Here is a 23228-nt window from a genome sequence, read left to right on the forward strand (position 1 = left end):
GAACTATTGATGTGCGCAGCGATTCCGGGAATGAAGAGCTACTCACTGTATCATCTGCACATGGCGTAGTTAAGCGGCAGCAAGCAAGCGTTACGATGTTCAAAGCAGAATCTTATGCAGGATATAAACTTTGCTGGCCGGGAGATTTAGTGATAAATAGCCTTTGGGCATGGGCAGGCGGCTTGGGGTTTTCTCCTTTTCATGGAATCGTTAGCACAGCTTATAGCGTTTTCCGGTTGAAGCATAATAACAAGTGGTCGCAAATATTTTTCCACTATTTAGTTCGATCATCACCCTTCCAATGGGAGTTGCAAACTCGCTCCAAAGGTGTTTGGATATCGCGGCTTCAGATCACAGACGAAAGTTTCTTGGACATCTCTTTTCCACTCCCATCCCTTTCCGAACAACGCGCCATCGCAAAGTTCCTCGACTGGGCTGACCGGCGGATAAGGCTCATTATCGCGGCACGGAAGAGGCGCATTCAGCTTTTAGAGGAGTACCGGCAAACGCTCATCGACGACGCAGTTACCGGTAAGTTCGACGTGCGCACCGGCAAGCCCTATCCGGCCTACAAGGATTCGGGGGAGGAGTGGCTGGGGAAGGTTCCGGAAGAGTGGGAAGTCAAGCAACTCAAACGCGTCACGCGGCTCAATCCTAGCAAAACCGAAGTGCCGCGCGCATTACGCACGGGGCTTGCCACGTTTTTGCCTATGGAGCGGGTAGGAAACGACGGCACCTTTGACGCTAGCGAAATACGTCCTGTTAAAGACCTATGGAACGGCTTCACATACTTTCGAAAAGGCGACGTTATAGTCGCAAAAATAACCCCCTCCTTCGAAAATGGAAAGGGGGCTTTGCTGGAAACTCTTCCGACAACTCTCGGTTTCGGATCAACCGAATTCCACGTTCTCCGTCCCTCCAAGCTTATCCTTCCCAAATATCTATACCTGCTTACAGTCCATTCGGAGTTCCGCCGCCTCGGTGCCGACCACATGACCGGTGCCGCAGGTCAACAACGAGTACCCGCGGACTTTATCGCTAACTTCCCCGTTCCCCTCCCACCCCTCCCCGAACAACGCGCCATCGCCGAATACCTCGACCGCGAAACCAGGAAGATCGGCGCCGCGATTGAGAAGACGAAAAAAAGCATCGAGCTCTGGGAAGAACTCCGTACCAAGCTGATCGCCGACGTGGTTACCGGCAAATACGACGTGCGCGAGGTGGCGAAAACGCTCCCCGAGGAGGAGCCGGAGCTTGATGCCAAAATAGGAGCCCTCGAGGCGTCCTTGAAGGAAAACGGCAGGGTGGCGGAGGAGGAGGAACCCGAGGCCGAACCCGCGGAGGAACCCGCATGAGCCCCACCGACATGCGTGAAAAAGCCTTGGAAGAAGCGGTCGAGCGCGACCTTCTGGCCCGGGGCTACCAAAAGGGGCGTCCCGAGGACTTCGACCGCGAGTACGGCGTGGACGTGGCGAAGCTCCTTTCCTTCCTGGAGGCCACCCAACCGGCAAAGCTTGAGCGACTCAATTTAACCGACGACTTCAACCGGAGGAAGTTCCTGAGCCGGTTAAAAGGCGAGCTCGACCGGCGCGGCGTCCTCGACGTGCTACGAAAGGGGATCGACCACGGGCCGGTTCACCTCGACCTCTACTACGGCCGCCCCACGCCGGGCAACGTGCAAGCGGAGGCGCTGCACGCGCAAAACGTCTTTAGCGTCACCCGGCAGCTCCGCTACTCGCTCAAAAACGAAAACGCTTTGGACGTCGTGCTCTTTTTAAACGGGCTACCGCTGGTTTCGATGGAGCTTAAAAACCGCCCCACCGGCCAAAACTACAAGCACGCGATTCGCCAGTACGAGGAAGACCGGGATTTTCGCGAGCCGCTCTTCCGCTTCAAACGGATGTTGGTGCACTTCGCCGTGGACGACCAGCTCGTTTACATGACCACCCGCCTTGCGGGCAAGAAAACGTGGTTCCTTCCCTTCAACAAGGGCTACAATGGCGGCGCAGGCAACCCCCCGAACCCCGAAGGGTTTGCCACCGACTACCTCTGGCGCGAGGTACTCGCCCGTGAGAGCCTCGCCGACATCCTTGAAAACTACGCCCAGGTGGTGAAGGAAGAGAAGGACGGCAAGAAAATCGAAAAGCAGATCTTCCCACGCTACCACCAGCTCGACGCGGTGCGAAAGCTCCTTGCCGACGCAAAAAAAAGCGGCGCGGGGCGGCGCTACCTGATCCAGCACTCCACCGGCAGCGGCAAGAGCAACTCCATCGCCTGGCTGGCGCATCAACTGGTTTCGCTAAAAAAAGAAGGCAAGCCCGTCTTCGATTCCGTGGTCGTGGTGACCGATCGGCGCGTCCTCGACCGGCAAATCCACCAGACCATCAAGCAGTTCGCCCAGGTACGCCAGGTGGTGGGCCACGCCGAACGTGCCCGCGACCTGGCCGAGCTTCTCTTTCAAGGAAAGAAGATCGTAATCACCACGATGCAAAAGTTTCCCTTCATCCTCGACGCCATCCAAGGGGAGCTGGGAGAGCGCCGCTTCGCCATCGTGATCGACGAAGCCCACTCCAGCCAGGGTGGGCGGCTGATGGGCGCTATGGCCCAGGTTTTGAAAGGCATCGAGATTCCCGAGGATGCTGACGAGGAAGACCTCTTGAACCTCCTCGCCGAAGCCCGCCGGCTGCCGAAGAACGCGAGCTTCTTCGCGTTCACCGCCACCCCCAAGAACAAAACGCTCGAGATGTTCGGGGAGCGCGTGGCGGAAGGCGGCGAGGTGCACTACCGGCCGTTCCACCTTTACAGCATGCGCCAGGCCATCGAGGAGGGCTTCATCCTCGACGTGCTCGCCCACTACACCCCGGTGAAGAGTTACTACCGGCTCATCAAGACCATCGAGGACGACCCGCTTTTTGATGCCAAGAAGGCGCACAAAAAGCTTCGCCGCTATGTTGAGCACCACGAGCACGCGATCCGCCAGAAAGCCGAGATCATGATCGATCACTTTCACCGCCACGTGAAGTGGAAAATAGAAGGGCAAGCCCGGGCCATGGTGGTAACCAGCAGCGTGAACCAGGCGATCGAGTATTTTTTCGCCTTCCAAAGCTACTTAAAGGAAATAAAGAGCCCTTTTAAAGCGATCGTCGCCTTTTCGGGGGAACGAGAGTACAAAGGTCAGACGGTGAGCGAAGCGATCTTGAACGGATTCCCCGAGAGCCAGACACCGAAGAAGTTCCGCGAGGATCCCTACCGTTTCCTGATCGTCGCTGACAAGTACCAGACCGGCTTCGACGAGCCCCTCTTGCACACGATGTACGTGGACAAGCCGCTCTCTGGGGTCAAAGCGGTGCAAACGCTCTCCCGGCTCAACCGGGCACACCCCAAAAAGCACGACACCTTCGTCTTGGACTTCGTCAACGACGAGGACACGATCAAGAAGGCGTTCGAGCCCTACTACCAAGGCACGATCTTGGTCGGCGAAACCGACCCCAACCGGTTGCACGACCTCTTGCGCGAGATCAAAGAAGCGCAGCTTTTCAGCACGGAGGAGGTCGACGAGGTGGTAGGGCGCTTTCTGAAGGACGCGCCGCGCGAGACGATCGAGCCCATCTTGGAGGAAATTGCCAAGCGTTACTGGGAAGACCTCGAAGAAGACGAGCAGGTCGAGTTCAAAAGCCGGGCTAAGGCGTTCTTGCGCGCCTACAACTTCCTCGCCGCCCTGCTCGACTACACCGTAGCCGAGTGGGAGAAGATGGCGGTCTTTTTAAACCTCTTGGTTCCCAAACTGCCGGCGCCGGTCGAAGAAGACCTGTCGCAAGGTATTCTCGACACCATTGACATGGAGACCTACCGCCTCGAGGTCAAGGAGACCCGAGCCATCGCCCTGCCCAAGGAAGAGGGCGAGGTCGAGCCGGTGCCCAATTCGGCCCGCGCCAGGGTACCGGAACCCGAGCTCGAACCCTTGAGCGAGATCATCCGGGAGTTTAACGAACGCTTTGGCAACATCGACTGGAACGACGAGGACAAGGTCGTGCGCTTCGTCTTCGAAGAGATACCCGAAGAGTTAAAGAAGGACGAACGGGTGAATAACGCGCGCCAGCAGGGAGACCATCAAAATCTCAAGATCGAGGTGGAACGGGCGATCAAAGAAATCGTTCTCAAGCATATGCAGGACCAAACCCAGCTTTACAAGGAAGTGATGGCCCGTGATGAGTTCCGGGGATTCCTCGTAGAAAAGCTGCTTGAACTTATCTCCTGAAGGCCCTAGCCCCCGATGCCGAGCATCACCCGCTCGCGGCGGGTGGGCAGGGTATTGCCGAAGGCCGGTTTCCGGTCGGTGGCCATCAAGATGGCGTCGACCAGGGCCTCGACGGGGTTGTCGGCAGAAAAAGCCCAGGCGATATCGAGCTCGAGTTCGGTCAGGAGGCAGGGCCGGATCTTTTTGTCCGAGGTGAGGCGGAGGCGAGAGCAGTTGGCGCAAAATGGCTCAGAAACCGGGTTGATGAAGCCCACCGTGCCCTCGGCCCCGGGAATGCGGAACACCCGGGCCGGCGAGCTGGGATCGGTGGGCACGGCCTCGAGCGCCCCATAGCGCGCCTCGATCATCGCCCGGATCTCGCGCCCGGGGATGAATTGGCGCTTGTACTCCTCGAACGGGGCGTTGTTGAGGTGCATGTACTCGATGAAGCGCATGTGCAGGGGCCGGTCGAGGGTCAGCTCGGCCAGGGGGACCACCTCGCCGTCATTCATGCCCCGGATCACCACCGCGTTGAGCTTCACCGGGTGCAAATCGGCTTCCAAAACCGCCTCGATACCGTCCCAGACCTCCTCAACCCGACCGCCACGGGTAATCTGTCGGAAGACCTCGGGGTCACGGGCATCGAGGGAGATGTTGACGCGGCGAAGCCCGGCGTCCATCAGCTCGGGCAGGCGCTTTCTGAGCGCGGTGGCGTTGGTGGTCACCGCCACATCGTCAATCCCCAGCTCGCGCGCCACGGCCACCATCTGGGGCAGCTCCTTGCGGACCAGCGGCTCGCCCCCGGTGAAACGGATACTCTCGGCACCGAGGAGCACGCCGGCCTGGATGAAGTTTTTGACGTCCTCGACGCTGACCGTACCCGGGGGGTCAGCCATCTCCATACCCAGGGGGTGACAGTAGGTGCAGTGATAGTTGCACCGGGGCGTGACCGAAATGCGGAGGTCTTTAATCAAACGGCCGTAGCGATCGGTCAGTCTCATCGTCGCCTCGCGTATTGCATAGTATAACCACACGCGACCGGCGCGCGAGGGCGAATGCCTCACATTTCCTCTCGCGCCGGGCCGTTTTCCCCGATCCCGGTTTCCGCCCTAGCCGGCCCGCATGGTCTCGGGCATCAGCACCAAAACCGCGTGCCCCTTGGCGGTCAGCACCTCCTCGGCGTAGAGCTCGGTGGCCACCACCACCTTCCTTTCCTTCACCTCCAGCGCCCGCCCAAAGAGCACCAAGGGGACCAGCGGCGTGGGTTTTAAGTAGTCGACCTCGAGGTGGGCGGTCACGAAGCGGGGCGCGGGCACCGATCCGACCGTTTTCCCCTCGGAAAGGAGCTTGAAGATCGCGGCCGAGCCGGTGGCGTGGCAGTCGATCAGGCTGGCGATCAGCCCCCCGTAGGTGAAGCCCGGCACCGCGGTGTGGTAAGGCTTTGGCGTAAAGCGGGTCACGGTGCGCTCACCCTCTAAAAAGGTCTTGATCTGGTGGCCCTCGGGGTTGAGCCGGCCGCAGCCAAAGCAGTGGGCCACGTCGTCGGGGTAGGTGTCCTGAATGGCGATCTTCATAAGGCCTCCAGGAGTTTTTTGGCGATGACCAGTCGCAAAATCTCGCTCGTCCCCTCGCCGATCTCCATGAGCCGCGCATCCCGCCAGTAGCGCTGGGCAGGATAGTCCATCACGTAGCCGTAGCCGCCGAGGATCTGAATCGCCTGGTCGGCCGCCCGCACCGCCGCCTCGCTGGCGAAGAGCTTGGCCTGGGCCGCGGCCATGGTGTAGGGCCGGCCGGCGTCCTTGAGCGCCGCCGCCTTCAGGTAGAGGAGCCGGGCGGCCTCGAGCTCGGTGGCCATCTGGGCGAGCTTGAAAGATATCCCTTCGAACTCGGCGATCGCGCGCCCGAAGGCCTTTCGTTCCACGCTGTAGCGGGCGGCGAGGTCCAGGGCCGCCCGACCAATGCCCACGCTCAGCGCCGCGATCCCAACCCGGCCGCCGTCGAGCACCTGCAGCACGTCGTAAAATCCCTTGCCCCGTTCGCCGAGCAGGGCGTCTTTGGGGAGGTGAAGGTCCTCGAAGATGAGCTGGGCGGTGTCGGAGGCGCGAAGACCGAGCTTTTCCTCCTTGCGGCCGATGCGAAGCCCCTTGGCCCCGGCCTCAAACACGAAGGCCGAGATTCCGAGGTGCTTTTTGCCTGGCGGCGCCGGGTCGGTGCGCGCCATGACCACGTAGGCCCCGGCCACCGACCCCTGGGTAATGAACTGCTTGCTGCCGTTCAACACCCAGCCGTCGGCGGTGGCCTCGGCCCGGCTCGCGAGCGCCGCGGCGTCGGATCCGGAGCCGGGTTCGGTCAGTCCCCAGGCCCCGAGCCACTCGCCCGAAGCCATCTTGGGCAAAAAGTGCGCCTTTTGCGCCTCGCTGCCCGCCAGCAGCACGTGACCCGTGGCCAAGGAGTTATGGCTGGCGACGGTCAGGCCGAGCGCCCCGTCGGCGTAGCCGATTGCCTCGATGATCTGCATCGCGGTGCGCGCCGGGAGACCGAGCCCGCCGTAGGCCTCGGGCACCATGAGGCCGAACACCCCGAGCTCTGCCAGCTCCCGGACGATCTCGAAGGGAAACCCTCCCTCCCGGTCGCGCGCGTCCGCCGTCGGTATGACCCGCTCCTTGAGGTAGCTCCGAACCGCCTGCAAAAGCTCGCGCTCCTCGGCGGTGGCTTCAAACCACAACGATTCGCTCATCGCATGCGACCTCCTGTGCCTACGAATATAACGCCTTTTCTCCTGTCGGCGCAAAAAACGAGATGCAGCGGCCGGCGATCGCCCCTCGAACCCGGAAGGTGTGCTATAGTGGTCGGGCCGTGAACGAAAACCGCAAGGCACACACCACCGGGCACCGCGCCCAAACGGAGGACATTTAGGCATGGCTGTGGAAGCAGGCGAAATCGTCAAAGGCCGGGTCACCCGCATCATGGACTTCGGCGCCTTCGTACAGCTGGAAAACGGCGAGTCGGGACTGGTGCACATCTCCCAGATTGCCCATGAGTTCGTCAAGCACGTCGAGGACTTCCTCCAGGAAGGGCAGGAAGTCGAGGTCATGGTCCTCGGCCGCGACGCCAAGGGCAGGCTCGATCTCTCGATCAAGGAGCTGACCCCGAAACCCGTCGCCCCGCCCAAACCGCGCCGGCTCCCCCGCCAAGCCCCCGATTTCGAAAACAAGCTCAAAAGCTTCATGCGCGGCGCCAGCGCGCCCATGGAGGCCAAGAAAAAGGGCAAGGGCCGCAAAAAGCGCTGAGCTGACGACACCAAAACGCCGCCCGCCCCTTTCGGGGCGGGTTTTCCCTGCTTTGCCCGGGCCGCCGGGGTCGTGTAGCATATTTGTGCAACACGGAGGTGAACGATGCGCAAACCGCTCGTGGCAGTGCTCGTCGCGCTCTTTCTCATCGGCTTGCAGGTTCCGGCAGGGGCCAAATCCCATCTCCTCCGGCTCGCCACCACCACCAGCGTCAACGACTCGGGCCTGCTCGACTTCATCCTTCCCCGGTTCGAAAAGGAAAGCGGCCTTAAAGTCGAGGTTATCGCCGTGGGCACCGGCCAGGCCCTGGCCATCGCCGGGCGCGGCGACGCCGACGCGGTGCTGGTGCACGCCCCGGACCTCGAGGCCCGCTTCCTCGCCGAGGGCAAGGGCGTCGACCATACCTGCATCGCCAAGAACAACTTCCTGGTCGTGGGACCCGAGTCTGACCCTGCCGACGTCCAAAACGCCGCCGACGCCGTCGACGCCTTTCGCCGGATCTTCAACAAAGGGGCGCTCTTCGTTTCCCGGGGCGACAACTCCGGCACCTACCACAAGGAACGCGCGCTTTGGAAAAAGGCGGGCCTGGTTCCCGATCAAAAGCCCTGGTACCTCGAGTCGGGCTCGGGCATGGGGGCCACCCTTACCCTGGCCAGCGAGAAGGGTGCCTACACGCTCACCGACCTCGGCACCTTCCTCTTCGTGGGCTCGAAGACGAGCTTGAAGGCGCTTTTCGACCGTGACGACCCGCTCTTGCTCAACCAGTACAGCTTCATGGCGGTGAACCCGGAAAAATTCCCCTGGGTCAACGCCGAAGGGGCCAAGGCGCTTCGCTCCTACCTGCTGCGTAAAGACGTTCAGGCCAGGATCGGGGCCTACATGAAGGACCGTTTCGGCCGTAGCCTGTTTGAGCCCCTCGCCGGACGCTGTATCATCCCCGTGAAGTGAACGAGACCCTGGAGATCACCCTGCGCAGCCTCTGGGTCAGCGGCGCCGCCACGTTGCTCGCGGCGGCGTTCGGTTTGCCCCTGGGTCTCTGGCTCGGCACCCGGGGGCGATCGCACCTGGCCGCGACCTTCCTCTACGCCGGCATGGGGCTGCCGCCGGTGGTGGTGGGGCTTTTCTTTTACTTCCTCTTTTCCCGGTCCGGCCCCCTCGGCGCGCTGGGGTTGCTCTATACACTGCCGGCGGTCATCATCGCCGAATCGGTGCTGGCCTTCCCCCTGATCGCGGGGTTCACCATGGCCGGGGTGGCCTCCAGATTTGAGGAGGTCCGCAAGCTGGTGCGGAGTCTTGGCGGCAGCGAGGCCCAGGCGCTGCTGGTGCTGCTTACAGAAAGCCGCAAGGTGATCGTGGCCGCGCTGGCCGCGGGTTTCGGAGCCGTGATCAGCGAGGTGGGCGCGGTGACCATCGTCGGCGGCGACATCCGCCACGCGACGCGCGTGCTCACCACCGCGGTCGTCCTCGAAACCCGCAAGGGGGATCTGGAGCTCGCCGCCACCCTGGGGATCATCCTTCTCGGGGTCACCCTGGTGGTCAGCGGCGTCCTGGTAGCGTTCGGAGAGAAGCGTTGACCGAGCAGGCGCCCGATCGAAAAGCCCATCCCGAGGTCGCGCTGAGGGCCATTGACCTCGGGAAAACCTACCCCGGCTTCGCCCTCAAAAAGGTCAGCCTCGAGGTCCGCCGGGGGGAGGTGCTCGCCGTCATTGGCCCCTCGGGGGCGGGAAAGAGCACGCTGCTCGGCCTGCTCGCCGGCCTGATCAAACCGGACGAGGGGCAGATCGAACGTCAGGCCTTCGCCGTCTACCTCGACCAGACCCCGTATGTCCTCGAGCGTTCCGTGCTCGAAAACGCGATCCTCGGGCTCTCGCTCAAAGGTGTGCGTCGAGCGGCCGCCCGCGCGGTGGCCAGGCGTTGGCTGGATCGGGTGGGCCTCGATGCCCTCGCCGACCAGCCGGCAAAAACCCTCTCCGGGGGCGAGCGGGTCCGGCTGGCCTTCGCCCGCGCGCTGGCCACGAGCCCCGAAGCCTTGCTCCTCGACGAACCCACGGCCAACCTCGACCCGGCCAACGTGAACCGGATCGAGCTGCTGATCCAGGAAGCCCGTGATGAGGGGCTCGCCATCGTCCTGGTGACCCACAATCTCTTTCAGGCCCGGCGCCTCGCCGACCGGGCGCTCTTTCTCCTCGAGGGCAGGGTGGTCGAAGAAGGCCCGGCCCCCTCTTTCTTCGACCGCCCCAAAGACCCCCGCACCCGGGCCTTCCTGAGCGGCGAGATGGTGTGGTAGCGCCATTCCCTGGATGGTCGCCCACCGGCCGGCGCGCAAATCACACCGCTCTCTTGGGTAATCGCCGAACCCCCTCTCTCGATGGGGGTGACTTTGGGCACCCGAGAACATCAAGCCCCCGAGCCGAATGACAACGTGTCCAGCAATACAGTCTTAGGTTTTCAGCCGGGAATAGTCTTGGGTAGACCAAACATTGGGAGTTTATCTCAATATATAGGACTACCGATCCCGCGCACTCGTCACCCGGTCACTCAGAGGAGGTGTGGCATGAAAAGGTTCTGGCAAGTACTCATCTTGCTCTTGGGGATTTCTTTCCTAGCATGGGGCCAGCAGTATCCGTCGAGGTCAATCACCCTCATCGTTCCCTGGGCCGCCGGGGGTGGCACCGACCTCGTTGCTCGCGCCTTGGCCTCCGTACTCAAAAAAGAGCTCGGCCAGCCGGTACAGGTCGTCAACCGCGTCGGCGGTGGGGGCGTCGTAGGCCACCTGGCCATTGCCCAAGGGCGCCCCGACGGCTACACCATCGGAATGGCCACCGTCGAAATCACCATGATGCACTGGATGGGGGTCACCCCCCTCACGTACGAACAGTACACGCCCATCGCCCTTGTGAACTACGATGCCGCGGCCATTACCGTGCGCAAGGATGCCCCCTGGCAAACGGTACAGGAATTCATTGAAGACGTACGGAAGAACCCCGGAAAATATAAGGCTTCAGGCACCGCCAGAGGCGGGATCTGGGACCTCGCCCGCGCGGGTTTCTTGAAAACTCTCGGATTGCCCGAATCGGCCGTTCCTTGGGTGCCCAGCCAGGGTGCCGCCCCGGCGCTGCAAGAACTCCTGGCCGGTGGCGTGGATGTTGTCTTCTCCAGCCTTTCCGAAGCGAGCAACCTGCTCAAAGCGGGTCAGGTGCGGACGCTGGCCGTGATGGCCAACGAACGCAACCCGGAATTCCCAGACGTCCCCACCCTCAAGGAGTCGGGCGTCGATTGGACCATGGGCGCCTGGCGGGGAATCGTCGGTCCAAAGGGAATGCCCGAGGAAGCGGTCAGCCGCCTCGAGGACGCGATCGCCAAGGCGGTCAAGGATCCCGACTTCATCTCGCTGCTCAAGCCCGGCGGGTTCGGGATACGCTACCTGCCAAAAGCCGAGTTCGAGCGCTTCCTACAGCAGGAAGACCAAAATATGGGCGAGCTGCTTAAGGCGGTCGGTCTCGCCAAGTAGCGGGCGACTCTGGGAGGGGGACCGGGCGTGGGTACGTACCTGTTGGGAGCGCTCTTCGTCGTACTCGGTGCATGGGTGTGGTGGTACTCGGGGTTTTTCCCAAACCTCGATGGTGGCTATCCCGGTCCCGCTTTGTTTCCGAGAATCGTAGCACTCGGACTTCTCCTCGGCGGGGGCGGGCTCGTGTTTTCAAGCTGGAAATCCGGCCAAAGTGCGGCCTTGAAACCGGGCTCGCTCTCCGCTGAGGAATTCAGGCGCTGGCTGCGCGTCCTGGCTGCCGTCGCGTTCGCGGCCCTGGTGCCCCTGACCTGGGGGGCATTCGGTCCGATTCCGGTCGCAGTCCTCACCATGTTGATTTTCGGGCTTCTGTCGGGCGCCCCTTTTCTTACCTCTGGGATTATTGCGATCGTCGGCGGTTTAGCCCTGTATTTGCTTTTCTTCCGCCTGTTGGGGGTCCCCCTTTGAACGGGTTTGGCTTCGAATCGCTGGTGGCGTTTTTGCTCGGTGCCGTCTACGGCGCTTTCTTCGGGTCAATCCCTGGACTGACTGCCACCTTAGCCGTAGCACTCTTCGTACCCGTCGCCTTCTTTCTCGACCCTGCGGTTGCGCTCCCCGCCATGATCGCCATCGCGGCGGTTGCCATCTTCGCCGGGGACGTAGCTTCGGTCGTCGCTCGCATGCCGGGCACACCGGCCAGCGCAGCCTATGTCGACGAAATCGTAGAGCTCGCCCAGAAAAAGGGGCCGGCGTACGCCCTGGGCATTTCCGCCTGGAGCTCAGCCTTCGGCGGTGCCGTTGGGACAGCTGTGTTGGTCGTCGGAGCGAGCGGGCTCGCAGCCTTGGCCACGCGTTTTTCATCGTTCGAGTTTTTTTGGATCGCGGTGCTCGGGCTCACCGCCGGTGTCTTGGCATCCGGCGCGCCCCCTTTGAAAAGCCTCCTTTCGTTGCTCTTTGGCGTACTCCTCGCCACCGTTGGCATCGATCCCACCTTGGGGTTCCCGCGCTTTTACTTTGGAAACCCCAATCTTTTAGGGGGCGTCAACTACATCGTGGCGATGATCGGACTGTTTGGCTTTGCAGAAGTACTGGACTTCATCCACCGCGGAAGCAATCTCAAAGCCAAGCCCGTCGTACAAAAACAAACGCTCCGCCGGCAATACTTCAACGCCCCGCTGCGCTTCATTTGGAAGGAGCGCTGGCAGGTTTTGCGTTCGGCGCTCTTGGGCACATTCATAGGATTCCTGCCCGGTGCCGGGGCCGACATCGCCGCCTGGGTCTCAAGCAGTCTCGAGAAGCTCCGGTCCCGAAATACAAATCCAGACCGCGTGGTCTTGACCGGAAGCGCGAGCAACAATTCCGGAATCGCCGGCGCGTGGATACCGGCGCTTTCCCTGGGTATCCCCGGGGATACCATCACTGCCATCGTCCTCGGCATATTTTTGATCAAGGGCATCACGCCAGGACCGCTTCTCTTCCAACAACAAATCCAGCTCGTATGGCAAATATACCTGGCATTCGCCGTGGCCAGCGTCATCTTGCTTCCGCTGGTCGGGTTTTTTATGGCCGGGCTCGCGACCGTCGTCAGCCGAATTCCTTCGCGGCTGCTCATGGGGCCTATCGCGGCGCTCTCCGTGGTTGGCGCCTATGCGATCAACAACAACCTCTTCGACGTCTGGGTGATGGTGGCGATGGGCTTTTTGGGGTTTTTCCTAAAGAAAAACGGTTTTCCACTGGCCCAACTCGTTTTAGGCCTGGTCCTCGGTCCAATAATCGAGCAAAACTTCATGGTCAGTGCCATCAAATCCCGCTGGGACCTCATGGCCTTTTTCGACCGGCCGCTGGCCCTTTTCTTGATGATTCTCACCCTGGTCGTGCTTTGGTGGGGCCTCCGGATGCAACGTTTTCTCACCGTCACCTTGGGCGGGAAGGATCGGACGTGAAGGTCTTGATCACCGACGCCGAGTATCCCGACCTGGCGATCGAACGCCAGCTCCTCGAGGCCGCCGGCTTCGAGGTAACCTCCGCCCAGTGCCGGACGCCGGCGGAAGTCATCGCCAAGGGCCAGGGCGCCGCCGCCCTACTCGTTCAGTACGCTCCGATCACGCGCGAGGTCTTCGCGGCGCTCCCGGAGCTCAAAATCGTGAGCCGCTATGGCGTCGGCGTGGACACCGTGGACCTCGAGGCCGCCCGCGCGTTCGGGGTCTGGGTGGCGAACGTGCCGGATTACGGCAGCGAGGAGGTGGCGGCGCACGCCTTCGCCATGGCGCTCGCCCTGGTACGGCACCTGCCCTTTTACGACCGCGCGGTTCGGGAAGGGCGCTGGCACTACCTTGCCGGCGGTCCCTTAAAGCGCCCGAGCACGATGACCTTCGGCGTGGTGGGCCTGGGGCGCATCGGACACACGGTGGCCGGGCGGGCCCGGGCCTGGTTTGGCCGGGTCCTCGGGCACGACCCCTACCTCCCCCAGGCCGACTGGCCAAAGGGCGTCGAGCGGGCGGATCTGGACGAGCTCTTTCGCAAAAGCCAGGTGGTCTCGCTGCACCTGCCGCTCACGCGGGAAACCCGCCACCTCGCGAACCGTACCCGGCTGGCGGCCATGCCCACGGGGAGCTATCTCGTCAACACGGCGCGCGGTGCCCTGGTGGATCTGGAGGCGCTGCTTTGGGCCCTCGAGGAAGGCCCCCTGGCCGGGGCGGCGCTCGACGTCCTCCCCCAGGAACCGCCGCCAAAGGGCCACCCCATCCTCCGCCACCCCCGGGTTCTCCTCAGCCCCCACGCCGCGTTCTTTTCCGAGGAAGCGGAAGCGGACCTCAGGCGAAAGGCGGCCATGAACATCGTGGCCTGGGCCCAAAAAGGGCGCCCCAGGTATGTCGTTGTGGAGGGAAACCGTGGCTAAGGTACTCATCAGCGGAATCGCAGGATGTATTGGAAGTTGGGTGGCCTGGCATCTGCTTTCGGGCGGGCACCAGGTGGTCGGCCTCGACCTCTCAGGGGACGACCACCGCCTCGAGCTCTTGGGCCTCGCGGGTAAATTCCCCGTTCACCGGGTCGACGTCAGCGACGCCGGGGCCCTCGGCGAGCTGGTGGGGCGGGTGCGGCCGGACGCCGTGATCCACCTCGCCGCCCTCCAGGTGCCCGCGTGCAAGGCCAGGCCCCAGGCCTGCGCCCGGGTCAACGTGATCGGGACGCTGAACTTCCTCGAGCTGGCCCGCTCAGAGGGCTTTCCCCTGGTCTACGCCTCGAGCGCCGCGGTCTTTGGGCCCGATCAGGGCCGCACCCTGGGGGAGCTCGAGGGCCTCACCCCCCAAAACCTCTACGGCGTGTTCAAGCGCACAGGCGAGGAGATGGCCCGAATTTACGCCCAGGACTACGGGGTGAGGAGCGCGGGGTTCCGGCCTTACGTGGTCTACGGCCCCGGGCGCGACGTGGGCATGACCGCCGACATCACCCTGGCCCTTCTGAGCGCGGCCCGGGGCGAGCCCTTCCACATCCGCTTCGGGGGGAAGGTCGCGCTCCAGCACGCCTCGGACGTGGCCCGGGCCTTCATCGCCGCCGCGCTCAATCCCCCCCAAGGGGCCCGGATCTACAACCTTCGGGGCGCCGTGGTGGCGGTGCCGGAAATCGTGGCCCTCATCGAACGCGTCACCGAAACGCACGGGCTGATCACCCACGGCGAAAGCCCCCTCCCCATCGCCGCCGACATCAGCGACGCGGCCTTCCAGCGGGACTACGGGCCATTCACCTACAAAGACCTGGAAACGGGGTTTAAGGAGACCTTGGAGGTGTGGCGTGCGGGCGCTCATGTTTAGGGAACGGCGAACAATGCGCCTCGAGGAAATCCCCGAGCCGACGCCGGGTCCGGGCGAGGTCATCGTCCGCGTCGCGGCCTGCGGCATCTGCGGCTCGGACCTCGAGGGCTATGTCGGCGCACCGGGCATGCGCAACCGGCGGGTGCCGCCCTTACTGCTGGGGCACGAGTTCGGCGGGATCGTGGAGAGGGGTCCCGGGGCCTGGGTCGGAAAGGCGGTGGCGGTCAATCCCATGATCGCCTGCCACACCTGCCCCCGTTGCCGGGCAGGCCAGCCGCATCTCTGCCCCGAGCGCACCCTGATCGGCCTCGACCGCCCGGGGGCCATGGCCGAACGGGTCGCGGTGCCAGCAACCCAGCTCTACCCCCTGCCCCCAGGCGTCCCGGCCTGGCGCGGCGCGCTGGCGGAACCTTTGGCCGTGGCCCTGCACGCCCTCGAGCTCGCCGGGCCCCTCTTCGGGCGCCGGGTGATGGTGTTCGGCGGCGGTGCCATCGGATACCTCGCCGCCTGGATCGCGAGCCGGGCCGGGGCCCGGGTGCGGGTGGTCGAGATCAACGAAGCCCGACGGCGGCTGCTGGAAGATCTCGGCCTCACCGGAATCCCGGCCCCCGAGGGCGAGGCCGAGGTCACGGTGGACACCGTGGGTCTCAGCAAAATCCGCCGGGACGCCCTGATGCACACCGCCCCGGGCGGCACCGCGATCGTCCTCGGCCTGCACGACGACGAAAGCGCGCTGAATTTCTACCCCCTCATCCTGCAAGAACGGCGAATTCAGGGGAGCTACACCTACACCGACGCCGACTTCCGCCGGGCGACCAGCCTTGCCGGCGAGATTCCAGAAGGCTTTTTCACCCGGCTGCCCCTCGCCGCCGGGGCCGAGGCGTTTGCGGCCCTGGCCGAAGGCCAGGCCACCCATCTCAAGATCCTGCTGGAGGTGTGAGCGATGGAACTCACGAGACATCTGACGCCTGGAGGACCGCGGTGGGCGGTCGACGGGCGGTGGCTGCCCGAGGGGCTCACGCTCGGCGCACTGCTCAGCCTGCCCCGGGCCTCGATGCTCAAGGCCATCCAGTCCGCCGCGACGGATGAACCGGCGCGCGGCGACCTCTTGCCCCCCCTCGAGCCCGGCCACGAGGTCTGGGCCAGCGGGGTGACCTACGTCCAAAGCCGCGAAGCGCGCCGGGCCGAGTCCGAGGTGGGCGACGTGTACGCGCGCGTCTACGAGGCCGAGCGTCCCGAGCTCTTCCTCAAAGCCGTCGGCTGGCGCGTTGTGGGCCACACGTCGCCCATTCGCATCCGCCAGGACAGCCGCTGGAACGTCCCCGAGCCTGAGCTGGTCCTGGTCATCAACCGGCGGCTGGAAGTGGTGGGGTACACCGCGGGGAACGACGTTTCCTCCCGCGACATCGAGGGCGAAAACCCCCTCTACCTTCCCCAGGCCAAGATTTACGACGGCGCCTGCGCCCTGGGGCCGGGCATTCGCCTGGTCGAGGCGGAAAGGCTCCGCGACCTCGCCATCGAGCTCGACATCGAGCGCCAGGGTCAGGTGGTGTTCTCTGGATCCACCAGCACCCAGAACATGCGCCGGAGGTTTGAAGAGCTCGTCGCCTATTTAGGGCACTCGCTTGCGTTCTCCAAAGGGGTCTTCCTCATGACCGGCACCGGCATCGTTCCCCCGGACGAGTTCACCCTGTTGCCGGGGGACCGGGTGGCGATCCGGGTGGGCGCGCTCCGGCTCGTCAATGTCGTGGCCGACTTCGCCGGAGGGCGGAAAGGGGTGGCACACTGAGCATGATGAAGTCCAAGGAAGCGACCGGAGGCGCCCAGACGCTCTTGCGGGGGCTTTCGCTGCTGGAGGCCGTGGCCTCGGGCACCCGCGACCTGGAAAGCCTGGCCCGAAAAACCGGGCTCAGCCGCAGCACCGCCCACCGCCTGCTCTCGACCCTGGTGCAGACCGGATACCTGCGACACGCGCCGCGGGAAGGCTATGCCCTGGGCCCCAAGCTCATCGCCCTGGGCTTTAAAGCCCACGGCCAGCTGCACCTGCCGTCGCTGGCCCGCAAACACCTGCAGTGGCTGGCCGAGCAGACCGATGAGACCGTTCACCTCGCGGTTTTGGACGGAACCCAGGTGGTCTACATCGACAAGGTGCCGGGGAACCGGGAACTCCAGATGGCCTCCTACATCGGCGCCCGGCTCCCGGTGCAATCGACCGCGCTGGGCAAGGTGCTCGTGGCCGGGCTCCCCGAGGACGAGTGGGCGCGCCACTTCGTCCCCGGCTTAAAGCGCACGCCCAACACCACCGCCGACCTCGCGAGCTTCCTCGAGGAGATCCGCCGGGTCGCCCGGCAGGGCTACGCGCTGGACCTCGAGGAAAACGAGCCCGGCATCCGCTGCATCGCCGCCCCGGTCCACGACGCCAGCGGGGAAAGGGTGGCCGCCATCAGCATCTCCAGCGCCACCATCTACCTGGACGAAGACCGGATCGAAGCCCTGATCCCCCTGGTCAGGGAAGCCGCCCGCCGCGTCTCCGAGGAATTGGGGTGGGAAGGTGCCTGAAGTCGTCACCGCCGGGGAAACGATGGTCCTCGCCGTACCCACCGAACCCGGTCGGCTGAGGCACGCCTCGCTGCTCGCGCTGAAAGTTGGCGGCGCCGAGTCCAACGTGGCCATCGCCCTGGCCCGGCTCGGCATCCAGACCGGGTGGATCAGCTGGCTCGGCGACGACGAACCGGGCGAGGTGGTGCTCTCGCGAATCCGGGCCGAAGGCGTCGACGTCAGCCAGGTCCGGCGGATCCGGGCGCCCACCGGGCTCTACCTCCGGGAACGGGTGCTGGGGCGGGTGCGGGTGTACTACTACCGGCAAAACTCGGCCGCCTCGAGGATGGGCCCGGGTGCGTTCGACGCCGGTTACCTCGAGGGCGCGGCCTTTTTCCACACCTCCGGCGTCACGCCCGCGCTGTCGCCGTCCTGCCGCGAGTTCGTGGCCTGGAGCCTGGAGGCGGCGCGCACCCGGGGCGTTCGAGTGAGCTTCGACGTCAACTACCGGACAAAGCTCTGGGACACCGCCGAGGCGCGGGCCTTCATCGAAGGCCTTTTGCCGAAGATCGACCTCTTGTTTTTGAGCGACGAGGAGGCCGAGGCCCTTTGGGGTCGCTCGGACCTCGCGCTCCTTGAGCAGCTCGCGGAAAGGGGCCCCAAGGAGGTGCTGCTCAAACGGGGCGCGAGAGGTTCGCTGGCCTGGATCAACGGCGATGTCTTCGAGCACGCGGCCTTTCCGGTCGAGGAAGCCGACCCCATCGGGGCTGGGGACGCCTTTGTCGCCGGGTATCTCGCCGGGGCACTTTGGGGGCTCTCCCCAAGACAGCAACTGCAGGTGGCCAACGCGCTCGGCGCCTACAGCGTCATGAGCCTCGGCGACTACGAGGGTTTGCCCTCTCGGGAAGAGCTGTGGGCCTTCCTCGAGGGCAAGCAATCGCTCGGGAGGTGAGCGTATGGGTATGGAAGGCAGGGTGGCACTGGTGACCGGAGGCAGCCGGGGCATCGGACGGGCGATCGCCGAACGCCTGGCAGCACGGGGTGTTCGGCTCGCCATCCTCTCGCGCAAGCCCGAGGTCGCGGTCGAGGAGATGCGCTCTGAGGGCCTCGAGGCCCTGGCGATCCCCCTGGACCTGGCCAGGGAGGCCCCGGAAGCCGCGGTGGAAAAAACCCTCGAACGCTACGGGCGGCTCGACATCCTGGTCCACTCGGCCGGGGTCAACACCCGCAAGCCCGCCCTGGAGATGAGCCTCGAAGAGTGGCGCCTGATCCAGCGGGTCAACGTCGAAGCCGCCTTCTTGCTGGCCAAGGCGGCAGCCCCGGCGATGCTGGAACGGGGCTGGGGGCGCATGCTGTTCGTGGCCTCGATCCAGTCGTTCCACGGGGGCTTCAAACTGCCGCTCACCGCCTACAACGCGGCCAAGGCGGCGCTTTTGGGCCTGGTCCGGGGCCTGGCCAAGGAGTGGGCCGCCGGCGGCATCCGGGTCAACGCCCTGGCTCCGGGCTTCACCAAAACCGAGCTCACGGTTCCGGTCCAGAGCGACCCCGAGCTCTCGCGGGAAATCGTCGCCCGGATCCCGGTGGGGCGCTGGGCCGAGCCCGAGGAGATGGCCGAGGCAGGGGCCCTGCTCTGCTCCGAGGAAGCCAGCTACATCACCGGACAGGCCCTGGTGGTCGACGGCGGATTTTTGATCTACTAGGAGGTGCCGCATGTTGCAAGGGGTGTATGTCGCGAACGTGACCCCGTTCCAGGCCGACGGGAAGATCGACGCCGCCGCCTACCTCGATCACGTCGCCTGGCTCGCCGAACAGGGGGTGTCGGGGGTGGTTCCATTCGGGACCAACGGTGAGGGGCCCTCGGTGGCCCTTCGGGAGAAGGTCCGGGTCCTCGATGCCCTCTTCCAAAAAGGCCTCCCCATCCAGATCATCCCCACCGTGGCCCAGGGAAATCTGCCGGAGACCCTCGAGCTCATCGGCTTCGCCAACGACCTTCCCGCCGCCGCGGTGATGGTGCTGCCCCCCTACTACTTCAAGCCGGCGGACCCCGAAGGCCTGCGTCGTTTTTTCGAGCCCGTGGTCGAGGCCAGCCGCCACCCGGTGATTGTCTACCACATCCCCAAGTACGCCGTTCCCGTTCCCGCTGCGCTGGTCCTGGAGCTTGAAGTTTGGGGGGTGAAGGACTCCGGGGGCGAGCCGGGGTACGCCGAAGCGGTCCTCGCCGGGGGCAAGGGGGTGCTCGTCGGGACCGAGGACGATTTATGGCGTCGGCTCCGAATCGGGGCCCAGGGGATGATCTCGGCCCTCGCCAACTTCATCCCCGAAAGGATCCTGGAGATCTACCGCCTCGCCACTCTGGGGGACGAAATCCGCGGCCCCGCCCTCTCGGAACTGCTCCAGCGGGTCCGGGCCCAGACCAAGGCCTACGCCGCACCGGCGCTCCTCAAGAAACTGGCCCAGGCGCGCCACGGCGTTCCCCTGGGGACCGTGCGCCCGCCGCTGGTGCCCGCCCCGGCCGACTTTGACCCGGGACCCATCCTGGCCCTGGCCGGGGTGCGGTGACCACCAGGAGGGAGAAGGCCATGATCAAGGACCTGCAAACGGCGGTGGTCGAGGCCAACTACGACTGGACCTTCATCAAGATCATCGCCGACGAAGGTGTCGGTTACGGCGAGTGCTTTTTCGCGCCGGGGCTCACCGCGCTGATCCGCGAGCTCAAGCCCCTGGTCATCGGGAACGACCCCTTCGACATTCGCCGAATTCTTCGGATTTTAAAGACCGCGGGCTTTCAAGCCAGCCCCCAGGGCGGCGCGCTCGGGCACGCCCTCGCCGGGATCGAAACCGCGCTTTGGGACCTCCTTGGCAAGACCCTCAAGGTGCCCCTTTACGCGCTTTGGGGCGGCGCCTACCGCACGAACATCCGGCTCTACGCCGACTGCCACGGCGAATCCGGGCTGCACTCGCTGAGCGCCATCCAAACCCCGCGCGTGCCCTGGTGGCAGAGCGAAAGCGGGGAGAGCGAGGTTTCCCTCGAGGTCGACCCCAAACACCACGGCGGGCTGGCCGAAGACGCCGAGCGCGTCGACCCCAAAGCCTACGCCGAGCGGGCCAAGGCGGTCATCGCCCAGGGCTACACCGCCTTGAAGTTCGACCTCGACATCCCCACTCCCTACCCGAGCGACCCCTACAACGGGACCCTGGAGCCGGCCGAGATCGAACGGCTGGCAACGATCGTAGCCTCGGTCCGGGAGGCGGTGGGGGACGAGGTGATGCTCGCCTTCGACTGCCACTGGAACTACACCGTCGAAAGCGCCCTGGCGCTGGCGCGGGCCCTGGCCCCCTACCGCCCGGCCTGGCTCGAGGACCCCGTGCCCCCGCAGGCGGACGAAGCCCTGGGGCTGCTTTTGCAAAAGAGCCCGGTCCCGATCGCCACCGGCGAAAATCACTACCACCCGCAGCAGTTCGCCCGCCTGCTCATGATGGGGCTCGGCATCGTCGCCCCCGACGTCCAGAAAGTGGGGCTGCTCGGGGGGCGCACCATCGCCGAGCTCGCCGAGACCGCCTCGGCCCTCGTCGCCCCGCATAACATCGCAAGCCCCCTGGGCACGCTGGCCGCGGCGCACCTAGCCGCGACCATCCCCAACTTCCTCGTCCTCGAGCACCACGGGCTCGAGGTCCCCTTCTTCGAGGCCGTGGTGACGGGGCGGGATGGCCCGGTGATCCAAAACGGCGAGGTGGTCCTCGAGCCCAAACCCGGCCTCGGCGTGAGCCTCGACGAAGCCGTGGCCTACGACTACCGGAAACGCGAAGAGCCCTTCTTCGACGCCGCCTAAGCCCCCCTGGCAAAGGCCGCTGCCACCCGGATGGCCTCGATCAGGCTGGTGGGGTTTGCGATGCCTTGCCCGGCGATGTCGAACGCCGTGCCGTGATCGACCGAGGTGCGGACCACCGGCAACCCGGTGGTCACGCTCACCGTGCGGTAAAAGTCGTAGGTCTTGGCCGCGATGTGTCCCTGGTCGTGATAGAGCGAGATCACGGCGTCGTAGCGCCCCGAGAGCGCCTGGTAAAACACCGAGTCGGCGGGGACGGGCCCCAGGGCAACGATCCCCTCGGCCCGCGCCCGCTCGATCGCGGGAACAAGGGCCCTCATCTCCTCATCGCCGAACAATCCGCCCTCGCCGCCGTGGGGGTTGAGGGCGGCCACGGCGATGCGCGGAGATTCGACGCCGAAGTCCTCGAGTGCCCGCTTGGCGTGGCGCAAAAGCTCGAGCGTCCGCGCTTCGGTCACCAGCTCGATCGCCCGCCGCAGCGAGACGTGGCGCGAAAGGAAGAAGATCCGCAAGCGATCGACCACGAACATGGTCTCGACCCTGGCCTCAAAGAGCGCGGCCAGGGCCTCGGTGTGGCCAGGGTAGGGCACGCCGGCCGCTTTCCAGGCTTCCTTGTGGATGGGCGCGGTGACGATGCCCTGCACCGCCCCGGTTTTGGCGAGCGCCACCGCCGCTTCCAGGTAGTGCAGGCTCGCCCTGCCGCAAGCGGCGCTTACCTCGCCGAACGCCCAGTCCCCCTTTTTGGGGGCCTCGAGGTCGTGGACGGGGACCACCCCCGGGGCCGAGGACGCCTCCGGACCCACCCATCGCACCGCAAGGCCAAAGTGTTCGGCCTGGGCCTTGAGCACCTTAAGGCTCCCCACGACCAAGAGGTCCGCCCAGCCATGGACCTTCGGCGTCAAAAAGGCTTTGAGCACGATCTCCGGCCCGATCCCCGCCGGGTCTCCGAGCGTGACCGCGAGTCTTGGTTTCCTCACAACCCTCCTCCCTGTCTGAAAAGGCGAATGAGGTCGACCAGCCGCACCAGGGCGTCGGGCTCCCCCACCGCCCCCCCTTTGGTGGCAAAGAGCATCCCGTCCCACCGACCGCCGCGGAGCCGGGAAAGGGCGGCGAGCGGCGCCGGCGAGCCCAGCGGCTCCAGCGCCCGGGCCTCGAGGGCCTCGTAGAGCGCCTCGGCGGTCAGGCCCCCACCCACGACCACCCCGCCGTAGCGGCGCTGGGAGAGCCGGGCCAGCGCGTCTTCGATCAGTTGGTCGAGGGCCGGATCCCCCGGCCCGTTCACCGGCCGGTAGAGCACCTCTACGCCGTCCCGGTATGCCCAACGCAATCGGGCCACCTGCGTCCGCACCCTGGCCTGGTTGCTGCCCTGAACCACCAGCACCGGCTCCGCCTCGCCTTTGGCGAGGGCGACGGTGAGCGGGCCGCTATCGACGACCAGGAGCCGCGACCGGTAGGGCCGCACGGCCTCGGCCACCCGGGCCATGTCGCCCGGGGTTTCGACATCGGGAATCCACCAGCGCCCGGCCTCGAAGTCGAACGCACCCCCCACCTGCACCGACCCGACCCCGGGCAGGCCCTCGAGGATCTCAAAAAGCGAGCCCAGCACCTCGCCGTCCATGGCCTGCGTTCCCCCGCGCGTGGTGCGACCGGCCTCGGGGTGGGCGGGGGCCATCACCCCGCCCTGGGGCTTGAGGACCTCGAGCAGGACCTCGAGCTCGGCCCGGATGTGCCCGGCGAGCGTGGTGTCCACCCGCTTCGACCAGTGGCTCTCGGGCGGCGCCGCCGCCATCGCCCACTCCGCCCACCGCCGGAGCTCGGCCTTGGCGAACGCGGCCTTAAGGTCCCGGGTGCGGGCGTTGATCACCAGGGCGTCGGGGGCACCGAAGGCCTGCGGCGCCTGGAGCAAGCGAACCACGCGCCCACGCTGGCGAAAGAGCGCCGCGGTGGCCGCGGCTCCGGTCAGATCATCGGCGAAGACGACGACCATAGCGCCCCGCTCGCCCGGACCCTCGGCGC

23 protein-coding genes are annotated in these 23228 nt (G+C 65.1%); 18 read left to right on the forward strand and 5 right to left on the reverse strand.

Going from position 1 to position 23228, the window contains the following annotated elements; all coding sequences use genetic code 11:
• The first annotated feature begins 95 nt into the window (after positions 1-95).
• Both ACZ5BT_RS05200 and ACZ5BT_RS05205 read left to right on the forward strand, forming a co-directional pair.
• Positions 96-1355, forward strand: a complete 1260-nt coding sequence (locus ACZ5BT_RS05200) for a restriction endonuclease subunit S (protein WP_464885770.1) — start codon at positions 96-98, stop codon at positions 1353-1355.
• A complete protein-coding gene (locus tag ACZ5BT_RS05205) occupies positions 1352-4258 on the forward strand; it encodes a type I restriction endonuclease subunit R (RefSeq protein WP_464885550.1) in 2907 nt (968 codons plus the stop codon). Before ACZ5BT_RS05200 ends, ACZ5BT_RS05205 begins: the two co-directional genes overlap by 4 nt.
• Positions 4259-4263: 5 nt before the next feature.
• Here ACZ5BT_RS05205 and moaA read toward each other — a convergent pair whose 3' ends face one another.
• From moaA to ACZ5BT_RS05220, 3 genes are all read right to left on the reverse strand, one after another.
• Positions 4264-5238, reverse strand: a complete 975-nt coding sequence (gene moaA / locus ACZ5BT_RS05210; RefSeq protein ID WP_464885551.1) for a GTP 3',8-cyclase MoaA — start codon at positions 5236-5238, stop codon at positions 4264-4266.
• Between the two features lie 108 nt (positions 5239-5346).
• On the reverse strand, positions 5347-5811 hold the full coding sequence (locus tag ACZ5BT_RS05215; RefSeq protein ID WP_464885552.1) for a PaaI family thioesterase: 465 nt from the start codon (positions 5809-5811) through the stop codon (positions 5347-5349).
• The gene (locus ACZ5BT_RS05220) at positions 5808-6974 is read right to left on the reverse strand and encodes an acyl-CoA dehydrogenase family protein (protein ID WP_464885553.1); all 1167 of its coding nucleotides are present in this window, start codon (positions 6972-6974) and stop codon (positions 5808-5810) included. Before ACZ5BT_RS05220 ends, ACZ5BT_RS05215 begins: the two co-directional genes overlap by 4 nt.
• Before the next feature lie 181 nt (positions 6975-7155).
• On the opposite strand from ACZ5BT_RS05220, the gene ACZ5BT_RS05225 reads away from it, so the two are divergent.
• The 16 genes from ACZ5BT_RS05225 (at position 7156) to ACZ5BT_RS05300 (ending at position 21215) form a co-directional block, all read left to right on the forward strand.
• Entirely contained in the window at positions 7156-7527 is a 372-nt protein-coding gene (locus tag ACZ5BT_RS05225) for a S1 RNA-binding domain-containing protein (RefSeq protein ID WP_464885554.1), read from the forward strand.
• A 105-nt stretch (positions 7528-7632) separates the two neighbouring features.
• The gene (locus ACZ5BT_RS05230) at positions 7633-8475 is read left to right on the forward strand and encodes an ABC transporter substrate-binding protein (RefSeq protein ID WP_464885555.1); all 843 of its coding nucleotides are present in this window, start codon (positions 7633-7635) and stop codon (positions 8473-8475) included.
• The gene (locus tag ACZ5BT_RS05235; protein WP_464885556.1) at positions 8472-9101 is read left to right on the forward strand and encodes an ABC transporter permease; all 630 of its coding nucleotides are present in this window, start codon (positions 8472-8474) and stop codon (positions 9099-9101) included. The genes ACZ5BT_RS05230 and ACZ5BT_RS05235 overlap by 4 nt, the downstream gene beginning before the upstream one ends.
• Positions 9098-9814: an ATP-binding cassette domain-containing protein gene (locus tag ACZ5BT_RS05240; protein ID WP_464885557.1), complete on the forward strand. Its 717-nt coding sequence runs from the start codon at positions 9098-9100 to the stop codon at positions 9812-9814. Before ACZ5BT_RS05235 ends, ACZ5BT_RS05240 begins: the two co-directional genes overlap by 4 nt.
• Before the next feature lie 267 nt (positions 9815-10081).
• On the forward strand, positions 10082-11038 hold the full coding sequence (locus tag ACZ5BT_RS05245; RefSeq protein WP_464885558.1) for a tripartite tricarboxylate transporter substrate binding protein: 957 nt from the start codon (positions 10082-10084) through the stop codon (positions 11036-11038).
• Positions 11039-11065: 27 nt separating this feature from the next.
• Positions 11066-11503: a tripartite tricarboxylate transporter TctB family protein gene (locus ACZ5BT_RS05250; protein WP_464885559.1), complete on the forward strand. Its 438-nt coding sequence runs from the start codon at positions 11066-11068 to the stop codon at positions 11501-11503.
• Positions 11500-12978 (forward strand): tripartite tricarboxylate transporter permease, encoded by a 1479-nt coding sequence (locus ACZ5BT_RS05255; protein WP_464885560.1) that lies wholly within the window; start codon positions 11500-11502, stop codon positions 12976-12978. The genes ACZ5BT_RS05250 and ACZ5BT_RS05255 overlap by 4 nt, the downstream gene beginning before the upstream one ends.
• Positions 12975-13934, forward strand: a complete 960-nt coding sequence (locus ACZ5BT_RS05260; RefSeq protein ID WP_464885561.1) for a C-terminal binding protein — start codon at positions 12975-12977, stop codon at positions 13932-13934. The genes ACZ5BT_RS05255 and ACZ5BT_RS05260 overlap by 4 nt, the downstream gene beginning before the upstream one ends.
• Positions 13906-14847: an NAD-dependent epimerase/dehydratase family protein gene (locus tag ACZ5BT_RS05265; RefSeq protein WP_464885562.1), complete on the forward strand. Its 942-nt coding sequence runs from the start codon at positions 13906-13908 to the stop codon at positions 14845-14847. The genes ACZ5BT_RS05260 and ACZ5BT_RS05265 overlap by 29 nt, the downstream gene beginning before the upstream one ends.
• The gene (locus ACZ5BT_RS05270) at positions 14828-15787 is read left to right on the forward strand and encodes a zinc-dependent alcohol dehydrogenase (protein ID WP_464885563.1); all 960 of its coding nucleotides are present in this window, start codon (positions 14828-14830) and stop codon (positions 15785-15787) included. The genes ACZ5BT_RS05265 and ACZ5BT_RS05270 overlap by 20 nt, the downstream gene beginning before the upstream one ends.
• Before the next feature lie 3 nt (positions 15788-15790).
• Entirely contained in the window at positions 15791-16636 is an 846-nt protein-coding gene (locus tag ACZ5BT_RS05275; RefSeq protein WP_464885564.1) for a fumarylacetoacetate hydrolase family protein, read from the forward strand.
• 2 nt (positions 16637-16638) lie between these two features.
• Positions 16639-17406, forward strand: a complete 768-nt coding sequence (locus tag ACZ5BT_RS05280) for an IclR family transcriptional regulator (protein ID WP_464885565.1) — start codon at positions 16639-16641, stop codon at positions 17404-17406.
• Entirely contained in the window at positions 17399-18337 is a 939-nt protein-coding gene (locus ACZ5BT_RS05285) for a sugar kinase (RefSeq protein ID WP_464885566.1), read from the forward strand. The genes ACZ5BT_RS05280 and ACZ5BT_RS05285 overlap by 8 nt, the downstream gene beginning before the upstream one ends.
• Positions 18338-18347: 10 nt before the next feature.
• Positions 18348-19085, forward strand: coding sequence for an SDR family NAD(P)-dependent oxidoreductase (locus ACZ5BT_RS05290; RefSeq protein ID WP_464885567.1), 738 nt, complete (start codon positions 18348-18350; stop codon positions 19083-19085).
• 10 nt (positions 19086-19095) lie between these two features.
• The gene (locus tag ACZ5BT_RS05295; RefSeq protein WP_464885568.1) at positions 19096-19944 is read left to right on the forward strand and encodes a dihydrodipicolinate synthase family protein; all 849 of its coding nucleotides are present in this window, start codon (positions 19096-19098) and stop codon (positions 19942-19944) included.
• Positions 19945-19964: 20 nt separating this feature from the next.
• Positions 19965-21215 (forward strand): mandelate racemase/muconate lactonizing enzyme family protein, encoded by a 1251-nt coding sequence (locus tag ACZ5BT_RS05300; protein WP_464885569.1) that lies wholly within the window; start codon positions 19965-19967, stop codon positions 21213-21215.
• Here the strand turns inward: ACZ5BT_RS05300 and pdxA are convergent.
• Both pdxA and ACZ5BT_RS05310 read right to left on the reverse strand, forming a co-directional pair.
• A complete protein-coding gene (gene pdxA / locus ACZ5BT_RS05305) occupies positions 21212-22189 on the reverse strand; it encodes a 4-hydroxythreonine-4-phosphate dehydrogenase PdxA (RefSeq protein WP_464885570.1) in 978 nt (325 codons plus the stop codon). The genes ACZ5BT_RS05300 and pdxA overlap by 4 nt on opposite strands.
• On the reverse strand, positions 22186-23199 hold the full coding sequence (locus ACZ5BT_RS05310; RefSeq protein WP_464885571.1) for a four-carbon acid sugar kinase family protein: 1014 nt from the start codon (positions 23197-23199) through the stop codon (positions 22186-22188). Before ACZ5BT_RS05310 ends, pdxA begins: the two co-directional genes overlap by 4 nt.
• Between the last annotated feature and the right edge of the window lie 29 nt (positions 23200-23228).

It is taken from the genome of Vulcanithermus mediatlanticus, from assembly GCF_055385885.1.